This window comes from Streptomyces sp. NPDC002176, assembly GCF_044903645.1.
Taxonomy (GTDB): domain Bacteria; phylum Actinomycetota; class Actinomycetes; order Streptomycetales; family Streptomycetaceae; genus Streptomyces.
On the sequence record NZ_JBJDQW010000004.1, the window covers coordinates 735,463 to 758,348 of the forward strand.

Below are 22,886 nucleotides of genomic sequence, written 5' to 3' on the forward strand. Positions count from 1 at the left end.
CCTCACGATCCGTGGTCACTTCCAGGCTTCAGAACCTACAGGTGACCACTGACAACGCGGGTGGCAGGCCGCTCACCAGCTGGTCTTGCGGTGCAGCTCCCACATCATCATGATCGTCGAGGGGTCGAGGGCGCGCTCGCCCCCGGAGATGTCCTCGCTCGCGGCGATGTACTGGCGCCCCTGCCAGAGCGGGATCAGCCGGGCGTCGTCCACCATGATCCGCTGGGCGGCCGTCAGGTCCTTGACCACCTCGGCCCGGTCCCCCTGCGCCCGCGACCGGGGCAGCAGTTCACCGGTGATCTTCTTGCTCACGTACGGGGTGCCCAGGGCGTTGTGCTCGCCGACGAAGGGCGCGATGAAGTTGTCCGCGTCGGGGTAGTCCGGGAACCAGCCCCGCCCGAACACTGGGTACTCCCCCTTCTGGTAGCCGGTCACATAGGTCTTCCACGGGCGGGCGCGCAGGGTGATCGTGAACAGCCCGGAGCCCTCCAGCTGCCGCTTCAGCTCCCGGAACATCACCGCGGTCTCGGAGCCGTAGCGGTCGGAGGCGTACCAGAAGGTGAGCGGGACCCGCCGCTTGATGCCCGCCTCGGTGAGGATCGCGCGCGCCTTGCCCGCGCTCGGGTCGCCGAACTGGTCGAAGTAGGAGGTGGCGTGGCCGGTCAGGCCCTTGGGGACCATCGAGTACAGCGGCTCGACGGTGTCCCGGTACACCTTGTGCGCGATCGCGCCCCGGTCCACGACCTGGGCTATCGCCTTGCGCACGGCCGCGTTCCCGGCCCAGCGGTCCTTGGGGTTGAACACCAGGTAGCTGATGTCGGTGCCGGTGCCGTCGACCAGTTGCAGATCGGCCGGGGCCTGCGTCTGGAGGGCGAGGATGTCGTCGGCGGCGAGTCCCCGGTAGGTGACGTCGATCCGCTTGTCGCGCAGCGCCTTGACCATCGCGCCGGAGTCCTGGAAGTAGCGGATGGTCACCGCCTTGTTCTCCCGCTTCGCGAAGCCCTCGTACCGGTCGTTGCGGACCAGCACCGCCTCCTTGCCCTCGTCGTAGGACTTCAGCTCGTACGGGCCCGATCCGTGCGCGTTCTTGTCGGTGCGCAGCGAGCCCGCGGGGTACTCGCGCGGGTCGACCAGGGACATGGCCGGGGTGGCGAGCACGAACGGGAAGGTGGCGTCGGGCTTCTTGAGGTGGAAGACGATCTCCCGGGTGCCGACGGTCTCCACCCGGTCGAGCCCCTCCAGCAGTCCGGCCGGGCCGGTGGGGGCGTTGATGGCGCGGATGCGGTCGATGGAGTACTGCACGGCCCTGGCGTCCAGGGCGTCGCCGTCGGCGAACGTCAGGTCGGCGCGCAGCTTGCAGCGGTAGGTGCGGCTGGTGGAGTCGGTGAACGCACAGCTCTCGGCCGCGTCCGGCTGCGGGGTGGTCGCGCCGTTCGGGTAGGCCAGGAGGGTCTGGTAGACGTTGCGGAACAGTTCCCAGGAGCCGTCCCAGGCGCCCGCCGGGTCCAGGGTGCTCGGTGCGCTCGTCGTCCCCACCACGATCGGGCTGCTGTCGTCGGGGCCGCCGTCGGAGAGCAGGCCACAACCGGGCAGCAGGGTGATGAGGGAGGTCAGGGACACGGCCGCCGCGACCCTGCGCCGGACTCTGTTCCGCTTGAACACGCGCTCGCTCCTCGATCCGCCGTACCAAGGTCGGCAGACCATACCGCAGCCCGAGACCTCCTGAACCTCCCCTGAAACATGGGTTGTTGAACGGTTATGGGATGACTACGTTGTCACGGCCCCGACCACCTGGGGAACGCGTACGGGCGCCGCCCCCGCAGGGAACGGCGCCCGTGGCGACACGGGCCGGGAGGGGTCAGCCCACCCCGGCGTTGAGGAAGATGCCGCCGTCCACGACGAGCGTCTGACCGGTGACCCAGTCGGACTGCGCGGAGGTGAGGAAGGCCGCGGCCCCGCCGATGTCGGAGGGCACGCCGAGCCTGCCGAGCGGGTAGGCGGCGGCCGCCTCCTCCTCCCGGCCCTCGTACAGCGCCTCGGCGAACTTGGTCTTCACGACCGCCGGGGCGATGGCGTTGACCCGCACCTTCGGCGCGAACTCGTGCGCGAGCTGCTGGGTCAGGTTGATCATCGCGGCCTTGCTCACGCCGTACGCGCCGATGAAGGGCGAGGGCGCGATACCGGCGACGGAGGCGATGTTGACGATGGCGCCGCCGTTGTCCTTCTGCCAGGCGTGCCAGGTCTTCTGGGCGAAGCCGAGCGCCGAGATCACGTTGGTCTCGAACACCTTGCGGGCCACGTCCAGGTCGACGTCGGCCATGGGGCCGAAGACCGGGTTGGTGCCCGCGTTGTTGACCAGGTAGTCGACGCGGCCGAACGCCTCCATGGCGCGTTCGACGGCCTCGGCCTGGTGGGCGAGGTCGTGGGCCTTGCCCGCGACGCCGATGACGCGGTCGGCGCCGAGCCGCTCGACGGCCTCCTTCAGCGCCTCCTCGTTGCGGCCGGTGATGACGACGCGGTCACCGCGTGCCACCAGGGCCTCCGCGACGCCGTAGCCGATGCCCCGGCTGGCGCCCGTGACGAGCGCGGCCTTGCCGGAGAGTTCCGGGAGTGCAGTCATGTCCGTGTTTCCCCAGGTTCCCGAGTGACTAGTCGAGCGGTCCGCCGGCGACGTACAGCACCTGGCCGGAGACGAATCCGGCCGCCTCGCCGGTGAAGAAGGCGATGGCGTTGGCGATGTCCTCGGGCTCACCGACGCGCTGGACCGGGATCTGGGTGGCGGCGGCCTTCTTGAAGTCGTCGAAGCCCATGCCCACGCGGTCGGCGGTGGCCTTGGTCATCTCGGTGGCGATGAAACCGGGGGCGACGGCGTTGGCGGTGATGCCGAACTTGCCCAGCTCGATGGCGAGGGTCTTGGTGAAGCCCTGGAGACCCGCCTTGGCGGCCGAGTAGTTGGCCTGGCCGCGGTTGCCGAGCGCGGAGGACGAGGACAGGTTGACGACCCGGCCGAAGCCCGCGTCCACCATGTGCTTCTGCACGGCCTTCGTCATCAGGAACGAGCCGCGCAGGTGCACGCCGAGCACGGTGTCCCAGTCGGACACGCTCATCTTGAAGAGCAGGTTGTCGCGGAGCACACCGGCGTTGTTGACCAGGATGGTCGGCGCGCCCAGCTCCTCGACGACCCGCGCGACGGCGGCCTCGACCTGCGCCTCGTCGGAGACGTCGGCGCCGACCGCGACGGCCTTGCCGCCCGCCGAGGTGATCTTCTCGACCGTGTCCTTGCAGGCGGCCTCGTCCAGGTCGATCACGGCGACCGCGTGACCCTCGGCGGCGAGCCGTACGGCGGTGGCGGCGCCGATTCCGCGCGCCCCGCCGGTGACTACCGCGACCCGCTGTGCAGTGGTGGACATTGCTGCTTCTCCTCGCCCTTGAGAGAACCCGACAGGTCCGGCACCGGACCCGCCGTGCGGTGAGCGACCGCTTAGTACCTTCCGCACCCGTGACGCTAGAAGCCCTGGCACCCGGTGTCAACGGGACACCGGGCGGTGTGATCCATTACCTCACCAGGAGGTCCAGCAGCCGCTCCGTCTCGGCCACCGGGTCGGCGGTCAGCCCGGTGTGCACCGGGCCGGGCCGGACGACGGTGGAGCGGGGCGCGATCAGCCAGCGGAAACGCCGCCCGGCGTCGTCGCCCGCCGCCTGCCCGGCCTCCTCCCCGCCCGCGCAGATCCGCTCCACCGCGCCGAGCGCGGCCCGCACCCCGGCGACGTCCGCGTCCGGGTCGAGCGCGAGCAGCCGGGCCTCGTCCAGATGGGTGCGGGCGCCGACGTAACCACGGGCGCGGCAGTAGACGAGCACGCCCGCGTTGATCCGCTCGCCGCGCTCGACGCGGGGGACGACGCGCAGCAGGGCGTACTCGTACACCTCGCGGTCGCCGCCCTGACCGGCGCGGATGATGTGGCGCTCGACCACACTGCCGGCCATGTGAATGTGGTGCTCGCTCACTTGCTCTCCTTGAGGCCCTCGATGCGTTCGTGGACGGTGCCCGCGCGGGCGAGCAGTGGGCGCGCGTAGGCGCGGCGCAGGTCGCCGGGGGTGTCGAAGCCGGGTTCGTCGGCCAGCCAGGCGTCGGGGATCTGGGCGGTGACCTCGGCGAGCAGGTCCTCGGTGACCAGGGGGGCCAGGTCGGCCGCGGCGGCGGTGACGTCGGGGGCGAAGCGGGCGAGGGCGTGGTCGGCGGCGTCGTAGGGCCGGGCGGCGGAGGCGTCGACGGAGGGCCAGTTGTGGTGCCAGATCATGGTGGCGCCGTGGTCGATGAGCCACAGCCCGCCTCCCCGCACCAGGAGGTTGGGGTTGCGCCAGGAGCGGTCGACGTTGTTGACCAGCGCGTCGAACCAGACGATCCGGCCCGCCTCCGCGGGGTCGACGGGGAAGGCGAGGGGGTCGTAGCCGAGGGCGCCGGAGAGGAAGTCCATGCCGAGGTTGGCCCCGCCACTGGCGCGCAGCAGGTCCTGCACCTGCCGTTCGGGTTCGCCGAGACCGAGGACGGGGTCCAGCAGGACGGTCACCAGTCCGGGCACCCGGAAGCCGAGGCGCCGGGCGAGTTCCCCGCAGACGACCTCCGCGACGAGGGTCTTGCGGCCCTGCCCGGCTCCGGCGAACTTCAGGACGTGGAGCCCGAGATCGTCGGTCTCGACGAGCCCCGGCAGCGAGCCGCCCTCACGCAGGGGCGTGACGAACCGGGTGGCGGTGACTTCGGTCAGCATCCGCCCAGGCTATCCCGCGTACGAGGGCCCACCGCGGCCCCTGTTCCCGACGACGGCCACGCCCACCGCCTGGGCCGACCCCGCTCCGTACGGCCCGTCACCCGCCTACGATCGGCCGAGCACCCTCCCGCACCCCCGGACCGGCCCGTACGACCGTCAAGGAGAACCGTGGAGACCTCGCCCGGCAACGCCCCGCACCGGCTGAACCCCGCAGGGGGCTGCCCGCACGCCGACAACGCCCGTCTGCTGGCCCTGGGCGCGGTGGCGCCCGTCGAACTGCCGGGCGGGATCGAGGGGATGGCCGTCCTGGGGCACGACGCGCTGCGGGAGTTTCTCCAGCATCCCGAAGTGGCCAAGGATGTACGGCACTTCAGGGCGCTGCACGAGGGCCGGGTGGCACCGGGCTGGCCGCTGCTGACGTTCGCCACCGTGCGCGGCATGACCACGGCCGACGGGGCGGACCACCGGCGGCTGCGGTCCCTGGTCAGCCGGGCCTTCACCCCGCGCCGGGTGGAGGGACTCCGGTCACGCGTCGAGGAGTTGACCGACGCGCTGCTGGACGGGCTGGCGGCGGGCGAGGATGTCGTCGATCTCCGGCGGCACTTCGCGCTGCCGCTGCCGATGGGCGTCATCTGTGAACTCCTGGGCGTGGACGAGCAGTTCCGTGACCGTCTGCACCGGCTCAGCAACCAGGTGGTGGCGACGGACATCGGCCCCGAAGCGGCACTGGCCGCGAACCGCGAACTCGTCGGTGTGCTGGGCGAGATAGCGGCGGCCAAGGCCGCGCACCCCGGCGACGACCTGACCAGTGCCCTCATCGCCGCCCGCGACGAGGGCGGCGACCGGCTCGGGCAGGAGGAGCTGATCGGCACCCTGGTGCTGCTGATCGTCGCCGGGCACGAGACCACCCTGAACCTGATCACCAACGCCGTGCGGGCGCTGTGCGGCCACCGCGACCAGCTCGACCTGGTCCGCTCCGGCGGCGCGAGCTGGGCCGACGTGGTGGAGGAGACCCTGCGCTGGGACTCGCCGGTGAGCTACTTCCCGTTCCGCTATCCGGTGCGGGACCTCACGCTCGACGGTACGACCATCCCGGCGGGCACCCCGGTGCTGGCGGGTTACTCCGCCGCCGGACGCGACCGGGCGGCCCACGGCCCGGACGCCGACCGCTTCGACGTCACCCGCCCGGCCCGCGCCGACGCCGTACGCAACCTGTCGTTGGGGCACGGCGCCCACTACTGCCTGGGCGCTCCGCTGGCCCGGCTGGAGGCCACGGTCGCGCTGGAGCGGCTGTTCGCCCGCTTCCCGGACCTCGAACTCGCCGTGCGGGAGGAGGACTTGCCGCGCCACGCCAGCTTCGTCGGCAACAGTGTGCGGGAGCTTCCGGTGCGCCTCTGACCGGCCTCAGCGCCGGGGTGCCGCCTGGAGGGACGGCAGGGTGAGGTGCCACCACTCGGCCAGCCGGGCGGTGATCGTCGCCCTGCCTTCCAGCGCCTCGGTGAGGGAGCAGAGGCCGAAGAAGGCGCGGACGAGGGCGCGGGCGGTGGGGGCGGGCCGGATGTGCGGGGCGAGCTGGCCGGTGGCCCGCGCCTGGGCCAGCAGGCGGGTGGTCGCGGCGGTCCAGAGGGCGAACGGGTCGGGGAGCGCCGCGTTGATGACGTCGCGCTCGGCCCACAGCCTGGCGCCCCCACGGGTCACGGGATCCTCGGCGAGGGCCTCGGCGATGTCGTAGCTCAGCGCGACGAGGCGGTCCATGGGCGGGACCGTCTCGTTCGTATACCGGGCGGTGAGTCCGGGCCAGGTGGCGAAACGATCCTGGACGACGGCGAGGGCGATGCCCTCCTTGCTCGCGTAGTGGAAGTACACGGAGCCGCTCGTCCGTCCCGACCTGCTGCTTATGTCATTGACGCTGGTCCCCGCGTACCCCCGTTCGGCGAAGAGGGAGGCGGCCGCCTCCAGGAGTGATCGGCGCGTTGCCCTGGCCCGTTCCTGCAACGTCCCGTCCACCCTCACTCAACGTTCCCGACGCCGAAGAATGTAGTGCGCCCGCGTGCGCCGGGGGCCTCGGCACCCACACTCGCGCGGTAATTGCGCTTTTCTTTCGAGGATGAACGCGGGCGAGTGGTAAAGGGCCCGCTCCGCCACCGTTTCGGTACCTCACCGCGAGGGCGACGGCCGTGGCGCGGCGGCGCCGATCACCCCGTGAATATGCCCCAACTGTGCTTTCACACAAAGCCGTTGGCGATCCGGGCGCCGACTCCGGCACCTGATCCCCCTGGGTGCACATACACCTCGAAACCCCCCACCGTCGATAACTCCATGTAGTCATTTCCTCACTCTGAGCGCGTAAATAACGTAGCGGCCACAATGTTTCCGTTTCCCGAGCTATGCCGGGAATGCCCGTTCCAGGGAGGTCATGGTGTCCACCACGGGTCATCATCTGCTCGACTGGTCCCCGAGGGCCGTCGTCTTCGACTGCGACGGCACCCTGATGGACAGCGAACGCCACTGGCAGGACGCCCGCGCGAGGGCCTTCCGGGGCTTCGGCCTCCAGGCCCCGCCGGGGTTCGCCGAGCAGGCCAAGGGGGTGCACTACGCCGACTGCGGACGGCTCATGGCGGAGTCGGTGCACAAGCCGGAACTGACCGCCGATCTGACGGCGGCGCTCCTCCACCACTTCCTGGCGCTCGTCGCGGACGACCCGGTGACGATGCCCGGCGCCGTCGAACTCGTCCGGCTGCTCTCCGGCAGGCTCCCCCTGGCGGTGGCGAGCAACTGCCCCGCGGAAGTGGTGGAGGCGAGCCTCGAACGGGCTGGCCTGCGCGCCCACTTCGCGCACATCGTCGTCCCGTCCCCGACCCCGGCCGACGACATCGGCACCGTCCGCCCCAAGCCGTGGCCGGACGTCTACGAGACGGCGGCCCGGCTGTGCGGGGTGCGCGCGGACGAGGCGCTGGCGGTCGAGGACTCGCTGACCGGCGTCGAGTCGGCCCGCCGCGCCCGACTGCGGGTGCTCGGCGTCGGCCCCCGGCCACCCGGCGACGACGCCCACCGGGCCGATGTGTGGGTACCGGCGCTGCACACACCGGAGTTGCTGACCTGGGTGCGCTCCTGGGTGCCGCTCACCGGGAGTTGATCCGGGGCGCGGCGCTTACGCCGTCCTCATGCCCCGGCGGCGAGGATCGGGGCCGTCGCTGAACGGCAGGTGCCACGGGGCCGTACCCCTGGACGGATCAAGAACCTCACTCCGGCGGAAGGAAACCCCCCATGACCAGCGCATCACCCCGCCCCACAGCCGGACCGGACCGGCGGACCGTGATCGCGGCGGCGGGAGCCGCCGGGCTCACCGTGGCGCTGGCGGCCTGCGGTTCGCAGGACGGCGGCTCGGACGCGGCCGGTTCCGGTTCCGCCGGGGACGCCCTGGCCAAGACCGCTGACATCCCGGAGGGCGGCGGCAAGATCTTCAAGGACCAGGGGGTGGTGGTCACCCAGCCGAGCGCGGGCACGTACAAGGCGTTCTCCTCGAAGTGCACCCACCAGGGCTGCGCGGTGGGCAGTGTCGCCGACGGGGTGATCGTCTGCCCGTGCCACGACAGCCACTTCTCGGTGACGGACGGCAGCGTGAAGAAAGGACCCGCCACGGCGCCGCTGCCCGAGGAGAAGATCACCGTGTCCGGCGACGAGATCAAACTGGCCTGACCGGCGAGGGGGGGGCCGCATGAGCGTCACGCAGCAGCGCCGGGGCCGGAAGATCATGATGACGCCCGGCGAGCTGGACGAGTTCCTGACCAGTCAGCGCACCTGCCGGGTGGCGACCGTCTCGGCGGACGGCACCCCGCATGTGAGCGCGCTCTGGTTCGTGTGGGACGGCACCTCGCTCTGGCTGTACTCCGTGGTGCGCAGCAGGCGTTGGACCCAGCTGCGGAACGACGCGCGGGTCGCGGTGGTCGTCGACTCGGGTGAGGAGTACGACCAGTTGCGCGGGGCCGAGCTGTCCGGGCGGGTGGAGTTCGTGGGCGAGGTGCCCCGCACCGGGGAGCTGTGCGCCGAACTGGACACGGCGGAGACGCTGTTCGCGCGGAAGAACTTCGGCATGGACGAGATGCCGCACGACGGCCGGCACGCCTGGGCCCGGCTGACCCCGGAGAAGGTCGTCTCCTGGGACTTCCGCAAGCTCGGCGGCCGTTGAGGGCAACTCAGCCGAGCCGCGCGGCCGCCGTCCGCAGCGCGTCGACGGCGGCGCGGATGGAGGGGCGGCGGTCGGCGTCCGCCCGCCACAGCACATAGACGTGCCGCCGCACCCGCTGCCTGAGCGGGACCAGGACGACGCCGGGCGGTACCGGGTCCCGGCCCAGCAGGGGCGCGATGCACACCCCGAGCCCGGCGGCGACCAGCGCGAGCTGGGTGTGGGTCTCGCCCGCACGGTGGCCGACGATGGGTTCCACGCCCTTGGAGCGCAGGGTGAACAGCAGCCACTCGTGGCAGAACTCCCCCTCGCCCCAGGTGATCCACTCGTCCCCGGCGAACTCCGCGAGGTCGACCTCGTCCCGGCCCGCGAGCGGATGCCCGGCGGGCAGGGCGACCTCGGCCGGATCGTCCAACAGGGGTTCCTTGACCAGGCCGTCGGGCACGGGCATCGGCTTGTTGTACCAGTCGAGGACGACCGCGAGGTCCAGGTCGCCGCGCGCGACTCCGGCGACGCCGAGTTCCGGCTCCAGCTCGCAGGAGCGCAGCCGCAGGGCGGGGTGCCGGGCGCGCAGGTCGGCGAGCGCGGCCGGGAACAGGCCCCGGGCGGCGGTGGGGAACGCCGACATCCGCAGGTCCCCGGCGACCTGCCCCCGGTGCGCCTCCAGGTCGGACTGGGCCAGCTCGACCTGGGAGAGGATGCGGGCCGCGTGCTCGGACAGCAGCCGCCCGGCGTCCGTGAGCCGTACGCCACGCCCGTTCTTGGCGAGAAGTTGCTGCCCGGCCTCCCGCTCCAGCTTGCCGAGCTGCTGCGAGACGGCGGACGTGGTGACGTGCAGCGCCTCGGCGGCGGCGCTGACCGAGCCGTGCCGGGCGAAGGCGTGCAGGGTGCGCAGGCGCTCCAGGTTCAACATGTAAGCGATCCTAAAAGGTATCGCGCTAGAATTCTCGATTGTGCTACGAAGTTGCGTCCAGCATCTTTGACGGCATGAGCACGGTCATCCCCTCCCGGACCCAGTCCCCCGCCGCCACCGCCGTCCCGGCCCCCGCGCGCCCGCCCCGCCTGCTCGACTGGCGGCTGCGCTTCGGGCTGCTGTCCCTGATCTGGGGCTTCAGCTTCCTGCTGATCAAGGTCGGCACCGGCGCCTACGCCCCCTTCCAGGTCACCCTGGGCCGCCTGTTCTTCGGCACCCTCGTCCTCGCGGTGGCCATGGCCGTGAAGCGGGAGGGGCTGCCGCGCGGCGCCCGCACCTGGGCCCATCTGGCGGTCGCCGCGTTCTTCCTGAACGCCCTGCCCTTCTCCCTCTTCGCGTTCGCCGAGCTGACGATCCCCTCCACCCTGGCCGGAATCTGCAACGCCACCTCGCCGCTGTGGGGCATGGCGTTCTCCGTGATCGCCCTCTCCGAGGACCGGCCGACCCGGGTCCGCGTCGCCGGACTCGGCGTCGGCTTCCTCGGTGTGCTGACCGTCCTCGGCGCCTGGCAGGGCTTCCACGGCCTGGACGCCAGGGGCACCGCACTGGCCCTGCTGGCCTCGCTGAGCTACCCGGTCGGCTGGATCTACGTACGGCGGACGCTGGCCGGTACGGGCAACTCGCATCTGTCGATGACGGGTGCGCAGCTGCTCCTCGCCACGGTCCAACTCGCCGTTGTCACCCCGCTGTTCACCTCGGTCCCGGCCCGCTTCCCGGTGGGCCCGCTGCTGGCGGTCGCCGCGCTGGGCGCCCTCGGCACGGGCGTGGCGATGCTCGTCCAGTACGGCCTGGTCGCCGAGGTCGGCCCGACCACGGCCCAGATGGTCACCTACTTCGTGCCGGTGATCGCCACCGTCGCAGGGGTGACGATCCTCGGGGAGTCGCTGCGCTGGACCACTCCGGTGGGCGCGGTGATCGTCATCGTGGGGGCGGCGCTGACGCAGGTCAGGCGGAGGGCTGCGTCCGCCCAGTGACGCCGACGCGCGAAGAACTCGGCACGACACCGACCGAGGCCAGGCGCGGAACAGCGCCCCCGAGCAGCACCGCCGGTCGCGGCGAGGGGGCGCCGCGAAAGGGCCAGGGGCTGAGCCCCGCCCCGCTCACTCTCACCCGTACGACCGCGCCGGGGACGGACGTACCGCCGCCGCCACCGCGTCCGCCAGCGGGGCGATGTCCGCCTCGGCCAGGGGGGAGACGGTGATGCGGACGGCCGGTGGTGAGTCCAGCCGGAAGCGGGCGCCGGGGGCCACGGCCCAGCCGGACTGGAGGAGCCGGGCGACCGCGCCGGTCTCGTCGGGCACCGGCACCCAGACGTTCATCCCGCTGCGGCCGTGGGCGGTGACCCCGCGTTCGGCGAGCGCGTCGAGCAGTCGCTGCCGACGCGCGCTGTACGCGGCCGCGGCCTCCGGGCCCACCGCGCCGTCGGCCCAGAGCCGGGCGACGGCACGTTGCAGCAGGTGGCTCACCCAGCCGGGGCCGAGCCGCTGCCGTCCGCGCACCAGGTCGACGGTGCGGGCATCCCCGGCGAGGACGGCGAGCCGCAGGTCGGGGCCGTAGGTCTTGGAGACGGAGCGGATGAAGGCCCAGTGCCGCGTGGCACCCGCGAGGGGGTGGGCGGGGAGGTCGACGAAGCCGTGGCCGTGGTCGTCCTCGATCAGTACGGCGCCGGGATGCTCGCGCAGCACGGCGCGCAGCTCGCGGGCGCGGGAGGCGCCGACCGAGGCTCCGGTGGGGTTCTGGGCGCGGGCGGTGACGACCAGGGCGCGGGCGCCGGAGCGCAGGGCGGCGTCCAGTGCGGCGGGCAGCGGGCCCTCGTCGTCCACCTCGACGGGGAGGGGGCGCAGCCCGAGCGCGGGGATCAGGTCCAGCACGCTTCCCCAGCCGGGGTCCTCCACGGCGACCGCGTCGCCCGGCCGCAGATGCGCGGCGAGGACGCGCTCGATGGCGTCGAGGGAGCCGGAGGTGAGGGTGAGCGGCCCGGCGGGGACACCGTCCGCGTCGAGTGCGGCGCGGGCGGCGCGGACGAGGTCCGGGTCGGCCGGGTCGTCCCCGTAGAGCCCCGGGGCCCGGTCGGCGCGGGCCGCGGCGTGCGCGAACGCCGGGGCGAGGGCGGGCAGCAGCGCGGGGTCGGGGTTGCCGGTGGACAGGTCCCGCGCGCCCTCCGGCACGTCGGGGCGCAGCTCGTCCCGGCCGGTCGTGGCGGGCTTGGGGCGGACCCTGCTGCCCCGGCGGCCGGCGGTCTCGATCACCCCGCGCTCGCGCAGGGTGCGGTAGGCGGCCGCGACCGTATTGGGATTCACCTCCAGCCGGGCCGCCAACTCCCGCATGGGCGGCAGGGTTTGGCCCGGCAGCAGCTCCCCTGAGCCGACCGCGTGTTCGACACTGGCCGCGATCTCCGCCGCACCGCGCCCCTGAATCGGATACTCTCCTAGCACAAACATCATTATGCACTAGTGCAATGAATAGACAAGTCCAGGGAGGGACCGCCATGCAGAGCACCGGACAGGCAGCGCCGCAGGCCGACTACGCACCGACCGACCGCACCGTGCCCACCCGCTCCGCGGAGCGCGCGTCGTACGACCGGGAGACGGTGCACGCGATCCTCGACGACGGCTACCTCTGCCACCTCGGCTTCGTCCGCGACGGCGCCCCGGTGGTGCTGCCCACGCTGTACGGCCGGGTCGGCGAGCGGCTGTATGTGCACGGGTCCACGGGTTCGCGCCCGCTGCGGATGACCGGCGCCGCCGATCCGGGACTCCCGGTGTGCCTGACGGTCACGCATGTCGACGGGCTGGTGCTGGCCCGCTCCGCCTTCCACCACTCGATCAACTACCGCTCGGTGCTGGTGCACGGCGTCGCGCACGAGGTCACCGACCCCGAGGAGCGGCGGATCGCGCTGGACGCCCTGGTGGAGCAGGTGGTGCCGGGCCGCTCGGCCGACTCCCGCCGCGCCAACCGCAAGGAACTGGCGGCGACCGCGGTGATCCGGCTGGACCTGGAGGAGGTGTCGGCCAAGATCCGCACCGGCGGCGTGAACGACGAGCCCGAGGACCTCACCCTGCCGTACTGGGCCGGAGTGGTCCCCGTACACAGGACCTACACGGCCCCGCTCGCCGACGCCGACCTGGCCCCCGGTACGGAACTCCCGGACTACCTGGCGGAGTTGGCGAGTGGAGCCGAGGCTCAGACGGCCACCGGGGCCTGACGGGCCTCGCCCAGGGCCAGTGCGGCGACGGCGGTGAGCATCAGCAGGGTGCCGGTCACCGTGGCGGCCGTGAGCCGCTCACCGAGCAGCGTCACCGCGAGCACCGCCGCGGTGACCGGCTCCAGCAGCATGATCACGGACACCGTGGCGGACCGTACGACGGCCGCGCCCGCGAAGTACAGGGCGTAGGCGAGCGCGGTGGGGACGGCGGCGAGGTAGCCGAGCAGGAGCAGCAGCCGCAGCGGGTGCGCGGTGTGCGGGAACAAGCCCTCGGCCAGGGCGAACGGCAGCAGGCACACCGTGGTGACCGCGAAGGCGCCGATGGTGGTGCCGGTGCCGCCCGCACGTCCTCGGTGGCGGGTGAGCAGGGTCATCGCGCTGTACCCGGCGGCCGCCGCGAGCGCCCACAGCACGCCCGGGGTCCGTACGGTCGCCTCGGAGCCGCCGAGGGTCAGCACCGCGAGCCCGGCGAGGGCGCCGGTGACGGCCAGACCACCGGCCACGCCGAGCGGTTCGCCCAGCAGGAAGCGGGCGCCGAGGGCGATCAGTACGGGGCCCGCGCCCAGGGTGACGACGGTGGCGACGGCCAGCCCGGTCGCGTCCACGGCGACGAAGTAGGTGCTCTGGAACACGGCGAGCCCGATGCCGGTGACGACGGCGTGGGCCGCCCCGCCCCGGCGGCGTGGGCCGGTCGGACGGGCCGGGCGGGCCGCGAGCAGCAGCACGAGCCCGGCCGCGCAGCGCCAGAAGGAGAGGGCGAACGGGCCCATGTCACCGCACTGGTAGACGAGGGAGGCGACGGCGCCCGCGGTGCCCCAGGCGGCGCCGGTGACGGTCAGATAGAAGAGGCCACGCCCGACGGGCAGGCCGAAAGCAGTGTGCGACACGAGAGTTCTCCGCAGTAGCGCACCCCGGAAGAGGGTGCGGAAGCTGGCAGACGCCCCCGACAGAACGTGGGGCGCGCGGACTTCAGCTGCGGGCAGCACCGTCCCGCCCGGCGCCGAGAGCGCCGGGCCGGTTTGTCCCGGAGGCCCGCCTCAGGCGGCCGGGGGCGGAAGGACGAGTGCGTGCGCGTACATGATCGACACCCTAGGCAGCGGTGCCCCGCGCCGACAACTCCCTTTCCGCGCCGCCCTCCGCGACCGGTTCCGGAAGCCCCTTGGCGGGGGCCGAGGACTGGGCGATGAAGGCGCCGACGAGGACGACCGCGCCCCCGGCCACCTGCGGCAGCGACAGATGCTCGCCGAGCAGCACCCAGGCCAGCACGGTGGCGATGACCGCTTCCAGACACGCGACGACCCCCGCGACCTGCGGCGACAGCCGCCGTACCGACAGCACGCCGGTGACGTAGGCGACGACCGTGGCGACGAGCACGATCCAGCCGAGCAGCGCGAGGGCGGGCACCGGGGTGCCGTCGAGGTGCGCGGTGCCGGTCAGCACGGACCGGTCCATGGTCCAGGGCCGGGCGACGACGGTGAGCACGGCGGCACCGACCAGCAGCCCGTACGCGATCACACCCAGCGGGTCGGGTGCCGACTCCCCCGCGTCGCCGCCCTGGTCGGACAGCACGAAGTAGCCGACCTGGCAGCAGGCGGCGCCGAGGGCGAGCAGCAGCCCGAGCGCGTCGAAGCGCAGCCCGGACCACACCTCCACCACACAGGCGAGCCCGCCGACCGCGAGGACCACACCGAGCGCGGCCGCCCGGGTCACCGGCCGCCGCTGCACGAACCGCACCCAGCCGAGCACCAGCGCCGGGGCCAGGTACTCCACCAGCAGCGCGACGCCGACCGGGATGCGGGAGAGCGCGGCGAAGTAGCACGCCTGCACTCCGGCGACCGCGAGCAGCCCGAACCCGACGAGCAGCGCGGGACGTTGCCGGAGCAGCGCGCGGTGCCGTACGGCCAGGGGCAGCATCACCAGGGCGGCGCCGGTCACCCGGAGCCAGACGACGTGCAGCGGGTCCAGGCCCGCTTCGATCAGGGGCTTGGCCGCGACTCCCGACCCGCCGAAGGCCAGGGCCGAGACCAGCGCGAGGGTCAGCCCGGCGCCTCGGCCGTGGCCGCTTCCACTGTTTCCGGAGGTGCGCACGCGCACATGATGACAGGCGATGACATGAGCGTCACCCCCGTTGACACCTGTCTCGCGGAGTGGACGCGGGGGCGTGTCTCAGCGGCCCGTGGCGCGCGGTGCTCTCCGGGCGGCCAGGACACCCGCCGGGATTCCGGCGTGCTCCAGCACCTCGACGGCGCGGGAGCGCGGGTCGGCCACCAGGGCGGCGAGCAGATCGAGGCCGGTGGCGTGGAGTTCGCCCCGGCGGGCGGCGCGGCGCCGGGCGTCCCGCATGGCCTCGGCCGCGAGGGTCGACCAGCGCTCGGGCCCCTCGAAGGTGCCGTCGCCCCGCACCGGTCTCGCTACGGCGCCCGGGGTGCCGCCGCCCTCCGCCACGCGCTGCCAGCCGAGTCCGTAGCCGATGCTGCGCTGCACCAGATAGCCGAGCAGCCGGACCAGTTGGGGGCCGATGGCGGCGCGGGCCTCGGGGTCCGTGTCGAGGAGTGAGTGCAGCAGATGGGCGGTGTCGATCTGACGGTCGCCGTCCCGCACGGCGCGGCGGCGGGCACCGGCGACGACCGCCGCGAGCGTCGCGTCGGGACCGGTGTCGTCCTGTGCGCCTGCGCCGCCCTCGTCGGGGACGGCCCGGCCGGCTGTACGGGGTTCCACGGTCCCACCTCATCAGCCACGGCGGCCCCCTCACATCCGCGAGGGGAACCATTCGCGCGTCCCACGCAGAGTGGAGACCCGCGTCCGGCGCCTCCTCCTCACGGATGAGGCCGGGTCCGTCCGCCTCGGGGGCGCGCCCGGTCCGCCGTGCGCCCCGAGGCAACCACACGGCGCCCTCACACGTCTCACACGAAGTGGAGGAAGGATGTCCGTGCTGGCTGGTCGGCCTGCCCGCGGTCGACGGAAAGCAGTACGTGTACCGGGTGTACGCCCCGTCGGACGCACTGCCCGCCGACCTGTTCTGGGACGCCTGGCACTGCCACGACGAGGGCCCCTTCCCGCGGGCGTGGGACCTGTTCGACGCGGCGGTGATACGCCGCGTGCCGTCGGCCTGCGCCCCGCCGTCGCGCGCCTGAGCCTCAGCCCTCGTCAGTCCTCGTCGTCTCAGTCCTCGTCGGCGAGGATGAGGTACAGCTTCTTGCGGGCGTCGTTGAGGACGGCCAGCGCCTTGTCCCGCTGCTCCTTGGTGCCGGTCTTCCACACCTGGCCGAAGGCTTCCATCAGACCGGCCCCGGCCTGCCGGATCTCACCGAGCGCCTCCCAGTCGACACCACGCGAAGCCTCCTCCCAGGGGGCCTCCGGGCCCTCCTCGGCGGCGGTGCGGCCGCTTTCGGTGAGGTCGAACAGCTTCTTGCCGCCCTCGCTCTCGCTGGCGATCAGACCCTCGTCCTCCAGCAGCTGCAGCGTCGGATAGACCGAGCCGGGGCTCGGCTTCCACGCGCCGCCGCTGCGCTCGGCGATCTCCTGGATCATCTCGTAGCCGTGCATGGGCCGGTCCTTGAGCAGCGCCAGGATCGAGGCCCGTACGTCACCGCGCCGCGCCCGCCCCCGCGGCCCTCCGCGCCCGTGGCCCCGCCCGAAACCGGGGCCACCGAAGCCGGGCCCGCCGAACATCGGCCCGCCGAACCCGGGACCGCCCGGCCCGAAGGGCCCGAACGCACCCCGCTCCCCCTCGAACCCACCCGGACCGGGCCTACCGGGACCGTGCGCCCAGGGGCCGCGTGCGAATCCATGACCGTGCATCACGATCACTCCATCCTGTCGTCGATCGATCACATCCCATCGCGTTCCTTACGCGACACGTCGACGATATATCGCTGACACACTCACCGACAAGCCCCTGCCGCGAAGAAATCCGGTTGCCCGCCCCTCACCACGCGGACATACGATCGGCCGCATGACGACGCGTCTGGTGCAGATCTCGATCAAGGCCCGCGACAAGTCCGCGCTCGGGCGGTTCTGGGCGGAGGCCCTCGGCTGGAAGGTCACCGGGGACACACCGGACGAGACAAATGTCGAGCCCGAGGGCGTCACGTACCCCTCCCCCGAGGCCGTCTGCATCGACGTCCTCACCGTGCCGGTCCCGAAGACGGTGAAGAACCGCCTCCACCTCGACCTCGCCACCACCTCCGAGGCCCACCAGGCCGAACTGGTGTCCCGGCTGCGGGAGTTGGGCGCCACGCCCGTCGACATCGGCCAGGGCGACGTGCCCTGGACCGTGCTCGCCGACCCCGAGGGCAACGAGTTCTGCGTACTGGAGCCCCGGGAGCTGTACCGGGACACCGGCCCGGTCGCCGCGGTGGTCGTGGACTGCGCGGACCCGCGCGCCATGGCCCGCTTCTGGGGCGAGGCCATGGACTGGACCGTGCACGAGGTCACCGACGACCTCGCGCGGCTCCGCTCCGCCAAGGACGTCGGCCCCTACCTCGAGTTCATCCGCACCCCGGACGCGAAGACCGGCCTGAACCGCGTCCACTTCGACATCCGCCCCTACCCCGGCGACGACCAGGCGGCCGAGGCGGACAGGCTGCGCGCCCTCGGCGCCACCGACCTCGACTTCGGCCAGGGCGACGTCTCCTGGACGGTCCTCATGGACCCGGAGGGCAACGAGTTCTGCGTCCTGGTGCCGCTGTAATGGCGACCGAGGACCCGGCGAACGGCCCCAAGGCCGACCTGCTCCGCTACCTCCGGTCCGCCCGCGAAGCCCTGCTGTGGAAGCTCGACGGCCTCGCGGAGTACGACGCCCGTCGTCCGCTCACCCCGACCGGCACCAACCTCCTCGGGCTGGTCAAGCACGCGGCCGGGGTCGAGCTGGGCTACCTCGGGGACACCTTCGGGCGGCCGTCGGGCGAGCCGCTGCCCTGGCTGACGGAGGACGCCGAGGCCAACGCGGACATGTGGGCCACCGCCGAGGAGTCGCGCGCGGACATCGTGGGGCTCTACCGCCGTGCCTGGGCCCACGCGGACGCGACGATCGAGGCACTCCCGCTGGACACCGTGGGCCGGGTGCCGTGGTGGCCGAGCGGCCAGGACGAGGTAACCCTGCACCACGCCGTCGTACGCGTCCTCGCCGACACCCAGCGGCACGCCGGGCACGCCGACATCGTCCGGGAGCTGGTGGACGGCGCGACCGGGATGGACCGGGGCGCCACCAGCATGCCGTCGGACGACCCCGCCTGGTGGGCGGAGCACCGGGCCCGGGTGGAGCGCGCCGCGCGGGACGCGTGACCCGTCGCGCACCGGCCCGCCCGGCGTTTGCCAGAATGGCACCGGCCCGCAGGTGAGGGCCGCCGCCGAAGTGTGAGGAACGAGCATGACCGACCTGGCCGCCACGTCGCAGCAGAAGGAGATCGCCCGGGATCTCCAGGTGCCCGAGTCCTTCGACGTGGAGCAGGAGATCGAGCGCCGGATCGCCTTCCTCGCCGAGCGGCTGACCTCCACCGGCCTGCGCTCGCTGGTGCTCGGGATCAGCGGCGGCGTGGACTCGACGACCACGGGACGGTTGTGCCAGCTCGCGGTCGAGCGGGCCCGCGCGGCCGGGCACGAGGCCACGTTCTACGCGATGCGGCTGCCGTACGGCGTCCAGGCCGACGAGGCCGACGCCCAGCGGGCGCTCGCGTTCATCCGCCCCGACCGGACCCTGACCGTCGACATCCGCCCCGCGAGCGACGCCGCGCTGGACGCGGTCGCGGCGGGCGGCACCGTCTTCCGCGACGCGCGGCACAAGGACTTCCTGCACGGCAACATCAAGGCCCGCCAGCGCATGATCGCCCAGTACGCGGTGGCGGGCGCGCACGACGGCCTGGTCGTCGGCACCGACCACGCGGCGGAGGCGGTCTCCGGCTTCTTCACCAAGTTCGGCGACGGCGCGGCCGACGTCGTCCCGCTCACCGGCCTCACCAAGCGCCGCGTCCGCGCCCTGGCCGACGCCCTCGGCGCCCCCGCCGAGCTGGTCTGGAAGACCCCCACCGCCGACCTGGAGACCCTGGACCCCGGCAAGGCCGACGAGACGGCCCTCGGCGTCACGTACGACGACATCGACGACCTCCTGGAGGGCAAGCCGGTCGCGGAGCCCGCCTTCACCACCATCGTCGACCGCTACCACCGCACCGAGCACAAGCGCCAACTGCCGCTGGCTCCCTGAGCCCCGCCCGGCCAAGGCCACCCGTCCCCAACTGGCCTTGGCCGCACGGCCGTCGGACCCCCTAGGGTCTGCGCATGCGCATCCGAATCGTCGACGCCTTCGCCGACCTCCCCTTCACCGGCAACCCCGCCGGAGTCCTGCTCCTGGACGACCCGTTCCCGGACGACGACTGGCTCCAGCGGGTGGCCGCCGAGGTCAACCACTCCGAGACGGCCTTCACCCACCGGCTGCCCGAGGGCGGGGAGGCCGACTGGGCGCTGCGTTGGTTCACCCCCGTCACCGAGGTGGCGATGTGCGGGCACGCCACCCTCGCCACCGCGCACGTCCTGTACGCCACCGGCGCCCACGAGGGCCCGGTACGGTTCGCCACCCGCAGCGGTGTCGTCGTCGCCACGCCGGGCGAGGAAGGGGAGATCACCCTGGACTTCCCCACCGCACCGCTCACCGAGGTCGAGGTCCCGGCGGGGCTCGCCGAGGCGCTGGGGGCGCGACCGGTGTCCGCTTTCGACACCGGACCCGACGTAGGGGACCTGCTGGTGGAACTGGCCGATGAGAAGACCGTGCTGGAGCTGACCCCCGACCACCGGGCCCTCACCGGCTGCTCCAGCCGGGGTGTGATCGTGACGGCCCGCGCCGAAGACCCCACGCTGGGCAGCGACTTCGTCTCCCGCTGCTTCTTCCCGAACGTCGGCATCGACGAGGACCCGGTCACCGGCAGCGCCCACACGGCGCTCGCCCCCTACTGGTCCGCGCGCCTGGGCCGGGACGATCTCACGGGCCTCCAGGCGTCCCGCCGCAGCGGCGTGATCCGCACCGGTCTGCGCGGCGAGCGCACCCTGCTCCGGGGCCGCGCGGTCACCGTCATCGACGGCGAACTCCTGGCCTAGCTCAGGGAGTCGGCAGCCACCCCACCTTGCCCGCCAGCAGGGCGTATCCGACGAAGGCACCGATGTCCAGCAGCGAGTGGGCGACGACCAGCGGCCCGACCCGCCCCCACCGCCGGTACAGCCAGACGAACACCACGCCCATCACCATGTTGCCGATGAAGCCGCCGATGCCCTGGTAGAGGTGGTACGAGCCCCGCAGGACCGCGCTGGCCACCAGCGCGGTCCCCGGAGTCCAGCCCAACTGGCCGAGCCTGCGCAGCAGATACCCGACGACGATGACCTCTTCGAGTACCGCGTTCTGCACCGCGGACAGCACCAGCACGGGGTACTTCCACCACACGTCGGGCAGGGCCTCGGGCACCACGGTGAGGTTGAAGCCGAGCCCGCGCGCGGCCAGGTAGAAGGCGATGCCGGTACTGCCGATCACGGCCGCGACGGCGGCGCCCCGCGCCAGGTCCGTCCAGGGCCGCCCCCGGTCGAAGCCGATCACGCGCAGGCTCTCGCCCTCCCGGCACAGCAGATACGCGACCAGCGCCACCGGCACCAGCGCGGACGCGATCCCGAAGAGCTGCCAGGCCAGGTCGAGCCAGGGACGGCCGGGCGCGGCCGAGGCGTTGAGCGTGGCCGCCTGGTCCTTGAGCCCGCCCGGCTTGGTGACCGAGCCGATGAAGCTGATGAGCGCGGACACCCCGCTCGCCCCGAGCGAGAGCGCCAGCACGATCAGCGTCTCGTCCCGCAGCGTCCGCCGGGAGGGCTGCTGCCATGCCATGGACTCGGCCACCGGTTCCGCCTCCACCCGCGTTCCGGGCGCCGGGCGGCCCACCTGCCCCCGCACGCCTGTCGTCCCGCAAAGGATCGCAGAAGGACAGGGCGGGCCCGCGCACCGGGTGTCCCACGGCACGGCCGTACGCGGACGGAACACCCGCCCGCGTACGGATCACAGCTACCCCAGCGGCACCGGCTCCGGCAGCCCCACCGGCCAGGTGTGCACCGGTTCCCCGGCGTGCATCAGCTCGGCGTACCGGCGCGTCGTCGCGGCCAGCGCCTCCTCCCGGCCGTGGCCCTTCTCCAGCGCGCGGTGGAAGGTGGCCGCCTGCCAGGAAGCGCCGTTGACCCGCTTGCGGCAACGCTCCTCGATGACCCCGAGATAGAAGTCCCGGTCTGCGGCCTCGATCCCCCACGCGTCCAGTCCCGCCGCGGCGAGCGGGAGCAGCTCGTCGCGGACCAGGGTGACCGCGTCGACCTCGGCCGTGCCGCCGTAGCGGCCGCGCCGGGGCCAGGTGAAGCGGGCGTCGATGCCGTACCGGCAGGCCGCGTCGAAGTTGGCCTCGGCGGCCTCGAAGGGCAGCCGGGTCCACACCGGGCGGCTCTCCTCGGCGAACGCGCGCACCAGGCCGTAGTAGAAGGCGGCGTTGGCGATCACGTCGGTGACGGTGGGTCCGGCGGGCAGTACCCGGTTCTCCACCCGGAGGTGGGGCACGCCGTCGGCGATGTCGTAGACCGGGCGGTTCCAGCGGTACACCGTGCCGTTGTGCAGGACGAGTTCGGCCAGCTTGGGCACGCCGCCCGCGTCGAGGACCTCGAGCGGCTCCTCGTCGTCGCAGATCGGCAGCAGGGGCGGGAAGTAGCGCAGGTTCTCCTCGAACAGGTCGTGGGCGCCGGTGATCCAGCGCTCGCCGAACCAGGTGCGCGGCCGCACACCCTGCGCCTGGAGTTCGGGCGGGCGGGTGTCGGTGGCCTGGAGGAAGAGCGGCGGCCGGGACTCGCGCCACAGCTCGTGTCCGAACAGGAAGGGCGAGTTGGCGCCGACCGCGATCTGCGCGGCCGAGGCCGCCTGCGCCGCGTTCCACACGTCGGCGAACCGGTCGGGCGTCACCTGGAGATGGAGCTGCACGGAGGTGCAGGCCGCCTCGGGGACGATGGAGCGGGAGGTGCAGCGCAGATGCTCCACGCCCTCGATGTCGAGCCGGAAGTCCTCACCGCGCGCGGCGACGATCTGGTCGTTGAGCAGGGCGTAGCGGTCCACCTCGGAGAGGTTGGACGAGACCAGGTCGTCCCGGCCCAGCGTGGGCAGGATGCCGGTCATCACGATTCCGGCGTCCACCTCGCCCGCCTTGCGGTCGGCGTAGGCGAGGGAGGTGCGCAACTCCTCCGCGAGCCGGTCGAATACCCGGTCGCCCAGCCGGTGCGGCGCTATGTTGACCTCCAGATTGAACATGGCCAGTTCGGTCTGGAAATCGCGGCTGGCGATGCGCTCCAGTACCTGGCCGTTCAGCATTTTCGGCATACCGTCGGGGCCGGCGAGATTCAATTCGATCTCCAGTCCCATCAGGTTCTTGGGACGGTCGAACCGTTTCTCGGCCAGCAGCCGCTCCAGTCCCGCCAGGCACTTCTGGAGCTTTTCGCGGTAGCGCTGGCGATCGGACAGGTCGAACGGGCCTGCCACGACCTTCTCCCCCATGGAAGTGTCCCTCCTCGGATGGGCGGCCCGAGGGTCCGGCCGCCGGGGCTCCCGGATCGGTTGGGATGATGCCCAGCGGAAGCGATCGATAACGCCGCATCCGGCCTCGCCGCCCATTATTCTGACGGAAGTGTCCTGCGGCACATTCACGAGGCATGCCGCATCACGCATCTTCGGGTGCCCTGATCGCCTCGTGAAAAACGCCG

25 protein-coding genes are annotated in these 22,886 nt (G+C 72.7%); 11 read left to right on the top strand and 14 right to left on the bottom strand.

Features of this window, described 5'->3' with window-relative positions; translation table 11 throughout:
* Window positions 1-72 precede the first annotated feature (72 nt).
* The 5 genes from ACI2LY_RS22550 to ACI2LY_RS22570 form a co-directional block, all read right to left on the bottom strand.
* On the bottom strand, window positions 73-1,662 hold the full coding sequence (locus tag ACI2LY_RS22550) for an ABC transporter substrate-binding protein (protein ID WP_404708719.1): 1,590 nt from the start codon (window positions 1,660-1,662) through the stop codon (window positions 73-75).
* 196 nt (window positions 1,663-1,858) lie between these two features.
* Window positions 1,859-2,620: an SDR family oxidoreductase gene (locus tag ACI2LY_RS22555; RefSeq protein WP_404708720.1), complete on the bottom strand. Its 762-nt coding sequence runs from the start codon at window positions 2,618-2,620 to the stop codon at window positions 1,859-1,861.
* A 28-nt stretch (window positions 2,621-2,648) separates the two neighbouring features.
* Window positions 2,649-3,410: a 3-oxoacyl-ACP reductase FabG gene (gene fabG / locus ACI2LY_RS22560; protein ID WP_388999486.1), complete on the bottom strand. Its 762-nt coding sequence runs from the start codon at window positions 3,408-3,410 to the stop codon at window positions 2,649-2,651.
* Window positions 3,411-3,555: 145 nt separating this feature from the next.
* Entirely contained in the window at window positions 3,556-4,005 is a 450-nt protein-coding gene (locus tag ACI2LY_RS22565) for a DUF3037 domain-containing protein (RefSeq protein WP_404708721.1), read from the bottom strand.
* Window positions 4,002-4,766: a HipA family kinase gene (locus tag ACI2LY_RS22570; RefSeq protein ID WP_404708722.1), complete on the bottom strand. Its 765-nt coding sequence runs from the start codon at window positions 4,764-4,766 to the stop codon at window positions 4,002-4,004. Before ACI2LY_RS22570 ends, ACI2LY_RS22565 begins: the two co-directional genes overlap by 4 nt.
* Before the next feature lie 168 nt (window positions 4,767-4,934).
* Here ACI2LY_RS22570 and ACI2LY_RS22575 point away from each other — a divergent pair, with 168 nt between their 5' ends.
* Entirely contained in the window at window positions 4,935-6,164 is a 1,230-nt protein-coding gene (locus ACI2LY_RS22575; protein ID WP_404708723.1) for a cytochrome P450, read from the top strand.
* Window positions 6,165-6,170: 6 nt separating this feature from the next.
* On the opposite strand, the gene ACI2LY_RS22580 is transcribed toward ACI2LY_RS22575, so the two are convergent.
* The gene (locus tag ACI2LY_RS22580) at window positions 6,171-6,773 is read right to left on the bottom strand and encodes a ScbR family autoregulator-binding transcription factor (protein WP_401448599.1); all 603 of its coding nucleotides are present in this window, start codon (window positions 6,771-6,773) and stop codon (window positions 6,171-6,173) included.
* A gap of 409 nt (window positions 6,774-7,182) precedes the next feature.
* Between ACI2LY_RS22580 and ACI2LY_RS22585 the strand changes: the two genes are divergently transcribed.
* The 3 genes from ACI2LY_RS22585 (at window position 7,183) to ACI2LY_RS22595 (ending at window position 8,955) form a co-directional block, all read left to right on the top strand.
* Entirely contained in the window at window positions 7,183-7,902 is a 720-nt protein-coding gene (locus ACI2LY_RS22585) for an HAD family hydrolase (RefSeq protein ID WP_404708724.1), read from the top strand.
* 131 nt (window positions 7,903-8,033) lie between these two features.
* Window positions 8,034-8,465 carry a Rieske 2Fe-2S domain-containing protein gene (locus ACI2LY_RS22590; RefSeq protein WP_404708725.1) on the top strand — a complete coding sequence of 144 codons (432 nt, stop codon included), beginning with the start codon at window positions 8,034-8,036 and terminating at the stop codon, window positions 8,463-8,465.
* A 19-nt stretch (window positions 8,466-8,484) separates the two neighbouring features.
* On the top strand, window positions 8,485-8,955 hold the full coding sequence (locus ACI2LY_RS22595) for a pyridoxamine 5'-phosphate oxidase family protein (RefSeq protein WP_388999501.1): 471 nt from the start codon (window positions 8,485-8,487) through the stop codon (window positions 8,953-8,955).
* Window positions 8,956-8,962: 7 nt separating this feature from the next.
* Here the strand turns inward: ACI2LY_RS22595 and ACI2LY_RS22600 are convergent, their stop codons facing one another.
* A complete protein-coding gene (locus ACI2LY_RS22600) occupies window positions 8,963-9,865 on the bottom strand; it encodes a LysR substrate-binding domain-containing protein (protein ID WP_404708726.1) in 903 nt (300 codons plus the stop codon).
* A 74-nt stretch (window positions 9,866-9,939) separates the two neighbouring features.
* Here ACI2LY_RS22600 and ACI2LY_RS22605 point away from each other — a divergent pair, with 74 nt between their 5' ends.
* Window positions 9,940-10,899: a DMT family transporter gene (locus ACI2LY_RS22605; RefSeq protein ID WP_404708727.1), complete on the top strand. Its 960-nt coding sequence runs from the start codon at window positions 9,940-9,942 to the stop codon at window positions 10,897-10,899.
* A gap of 132 nt (window positions 10,900-11,031) precedes the next feature.
* Here the strand turns inward: ACI2LY_RS22605 and ACI2LY_RS22610 are convergent, their stop codons facing one another.
* Window positions 11,032-12,360 (bottom strand): aminotransferase class I/II-fold pyridoxal phosphate-dependent enzyme, encoded by a 1,329-nt coding sequence (locus tag ACI2LY_RS22610; RefSeq protein ID WP_404708728.1) that lies wholly within the window; start codon window positions 12,358-12,360, stop codon window positions 11,032-11,034.
* Window positions 12,361-12,413: 53 nt separating this feature from the next.
* Here ACI2LY_RS22610 and ACI2LY_RS22615 point away from each other — a divergent pair, with 53 nt between their 5' ends.
* Complete coding sequence (locus tag ACI2LY_RS22615) at window positions 12,414-13,130, top strand: pyridoxamine 5'-phosphate oxidase family protein (RefSeq protein ID WP_404708729.1); 717 nt, start codon at window positions 12,414-12,416, stop codon at window positions 13,128-13,130.
* On the opposite strand, the gene ACI2LY_RS22620 is transcribed toward ACI2LY_RS22615, so the two are convergent.
* The 3 genes from ACI2LY_RS22620 to ACI2LY_RS22630 form a co-directional block, all read right to left on the bottom strand.
* Window positions 13,109-14,017 carry a DMT family transporter gene (locus ACI2LY_RS22620; protein ID WP_404708730.1) on the bottom strand — a complete coding sequence of 303 codons (909 nt, stop codon included), beginning with the start codon at window positions 14,015-14,017 and terminating at the stop codon, window positions 13,109-13,111. The genes ACI2LY_RS22615 and ACI2LY_RS22620 overlap by 22 nt on opposite strands.
* A 202-nt stretch (window positions 14,018-14,219) precedes the next feature.
* Window positions 14,220-15,224: an EamA family transporter gene (locus ACI2LY_RS22625; RefSeq protein ID WP_404708731.1), complete on the bottom strand. Its 1,005-nt coding sequence runs from the start codon at window positions 15,222-15,224 to the stop codon at window positions 14,220-14,222.
* A gap of 72 nt (window positions 15,225-15,296) precedes the next feature.
* Window positions 15,297-15,848: a Clp protease N-terminal domain-containing protein gene (locus ACI2LY_RS22630; RefSeq protein WP_404708732.1), complete on the bottom strand. Its 552-nt coding sequence runs from the start codon at window positions 15,846-15,848 to the stop codon at window positions 15,297-15,299.
* Window positions 15,849-16,066: 218 nt separating this feature from the next.
* On the opposite strand from ACI2LY_RS22630, the gene ACI2LY_RS22635 reads away from it, so the two are divergent.
* Window positions 16,067-16,264 carry a hypothetical protein gene (locus ACI2LY_RS22635; RefSeq protein ID WP_401634610.1) on the top strand — a complete coding sequence of 66 codons (198 nt, stop codon included), beginning with the start codon at window positions 16,067-16,069 and terminating at the stop codon, window positions 16,262-16,264.
* Between the two features lie 28 nt (window positions 16,265-16,292).
* On the opposite strand, the gene ACI2LY_RS22640 is transcribed toward ACI2LY_RS22635, so the two are convergent.
* The gene (locus ACI2LY_RS22640; protein ID WP_388999525.1) at window positions 16,293-16,931 is read right to left on the bottom strand and encodes a PadR family transcriptional regulator; all 639 of its coding nucleotides are present in this window, start codon (window positions 16,929-16,931) and stop codon (window positions 16,293-16,295) included.
* Window positions 16,932-17,085: 154 nt separating this feature from the next.
* Between ACI2LY_RS22640 and ACI2LY_RS22645 the strand changes: the two genes are divergently transcribed.
* The 4 genes from ACI2LY_RS22645 (at window position 17,086) to ACI2LY_RS22660 (ending at window position 20,219) form a co-directional block, all read left to right on the top strand.
* Window positions 17,086-17,823, top strand: a complete 738-nt coding sequence (locus tag ACI2LY_RS22645) for a VOC family protein (RefSeq protein ID WP_404708733.1) — start codon at window positions 17,086-17,088, stop codon at window positions 17,821-17,823.
* Window positions 17,823-18,416, top strand: a complete 594-nt coding sequence (locus ACI2LY_RS22650; protein ID WP_404708734.1) for a DinB family protein — start codon at window positions 17,823-17,825, stop codon at window positions 18,414-18,416. Before ACI2LY_RS22645 ends, ACI2LY_RS22650 begins: the two co-directional genes overlap by 1 nt.
* 85 nt (window positions 18,417-18,501) lie before the next feature.
* Window positions 18,502-19,332 (top strand): ammonia-dependent NAD(+) synthetase, encoded by an 831-nt coding sequence (gene nadE, locus ACI2LY_RS22655; protein WP_404708735.1) that lies wholly within the window; start codon window positions 18,502-18,504, stop codon window positions 19,330-19,332.
* A gap of 74 nt (window positions 19,333-19,406) precedes the next feature.
* Window positions 19,407-20,219 (top strand): PhzF family phenazine biosynthesis protein, encoded by an 813-nt coding sequence (locus ACI2LY_RS22660; protein ID WP_404708736.1) that lies wholly within the window; start codon window positions 19,407-19,409, stop codon window positions 20,217-20,219.
* Window position 20,220: 1 nt separating this feature from the next.
* On the opposite strand, the gene ACI2LY_RS22665 is transcribed toward ACI2LY_RS22660, so the two are convergent.
* Complete coding sequence (locus ACI2LY_RS22665; RefSeq protein WP_404708783.1) at window positions 20,221-20,988, bottom strand: CPBP family intramembrane glutamic endopeptidase; 768 nt, start codon at window positions 20,986-20,988, stop codon at window positions 20,221-20,223.
* Window positions 20,989-21,162: 174 nt separating this feature from the next.
* Window positions 21,163-22,680: a glutamate--cysteine ligase gene (locus ACI2LY_RS22670; protein ID WP_393915550.1), complete on the bottom strand. Its 1,518-nt coding sequence runs from the start codon at window positions 22,678-22,680 to the stop codon at window positions 21,163-21,165.
* Window positions 22,681-22,886 lie beyond the last annotated feature (206 nt).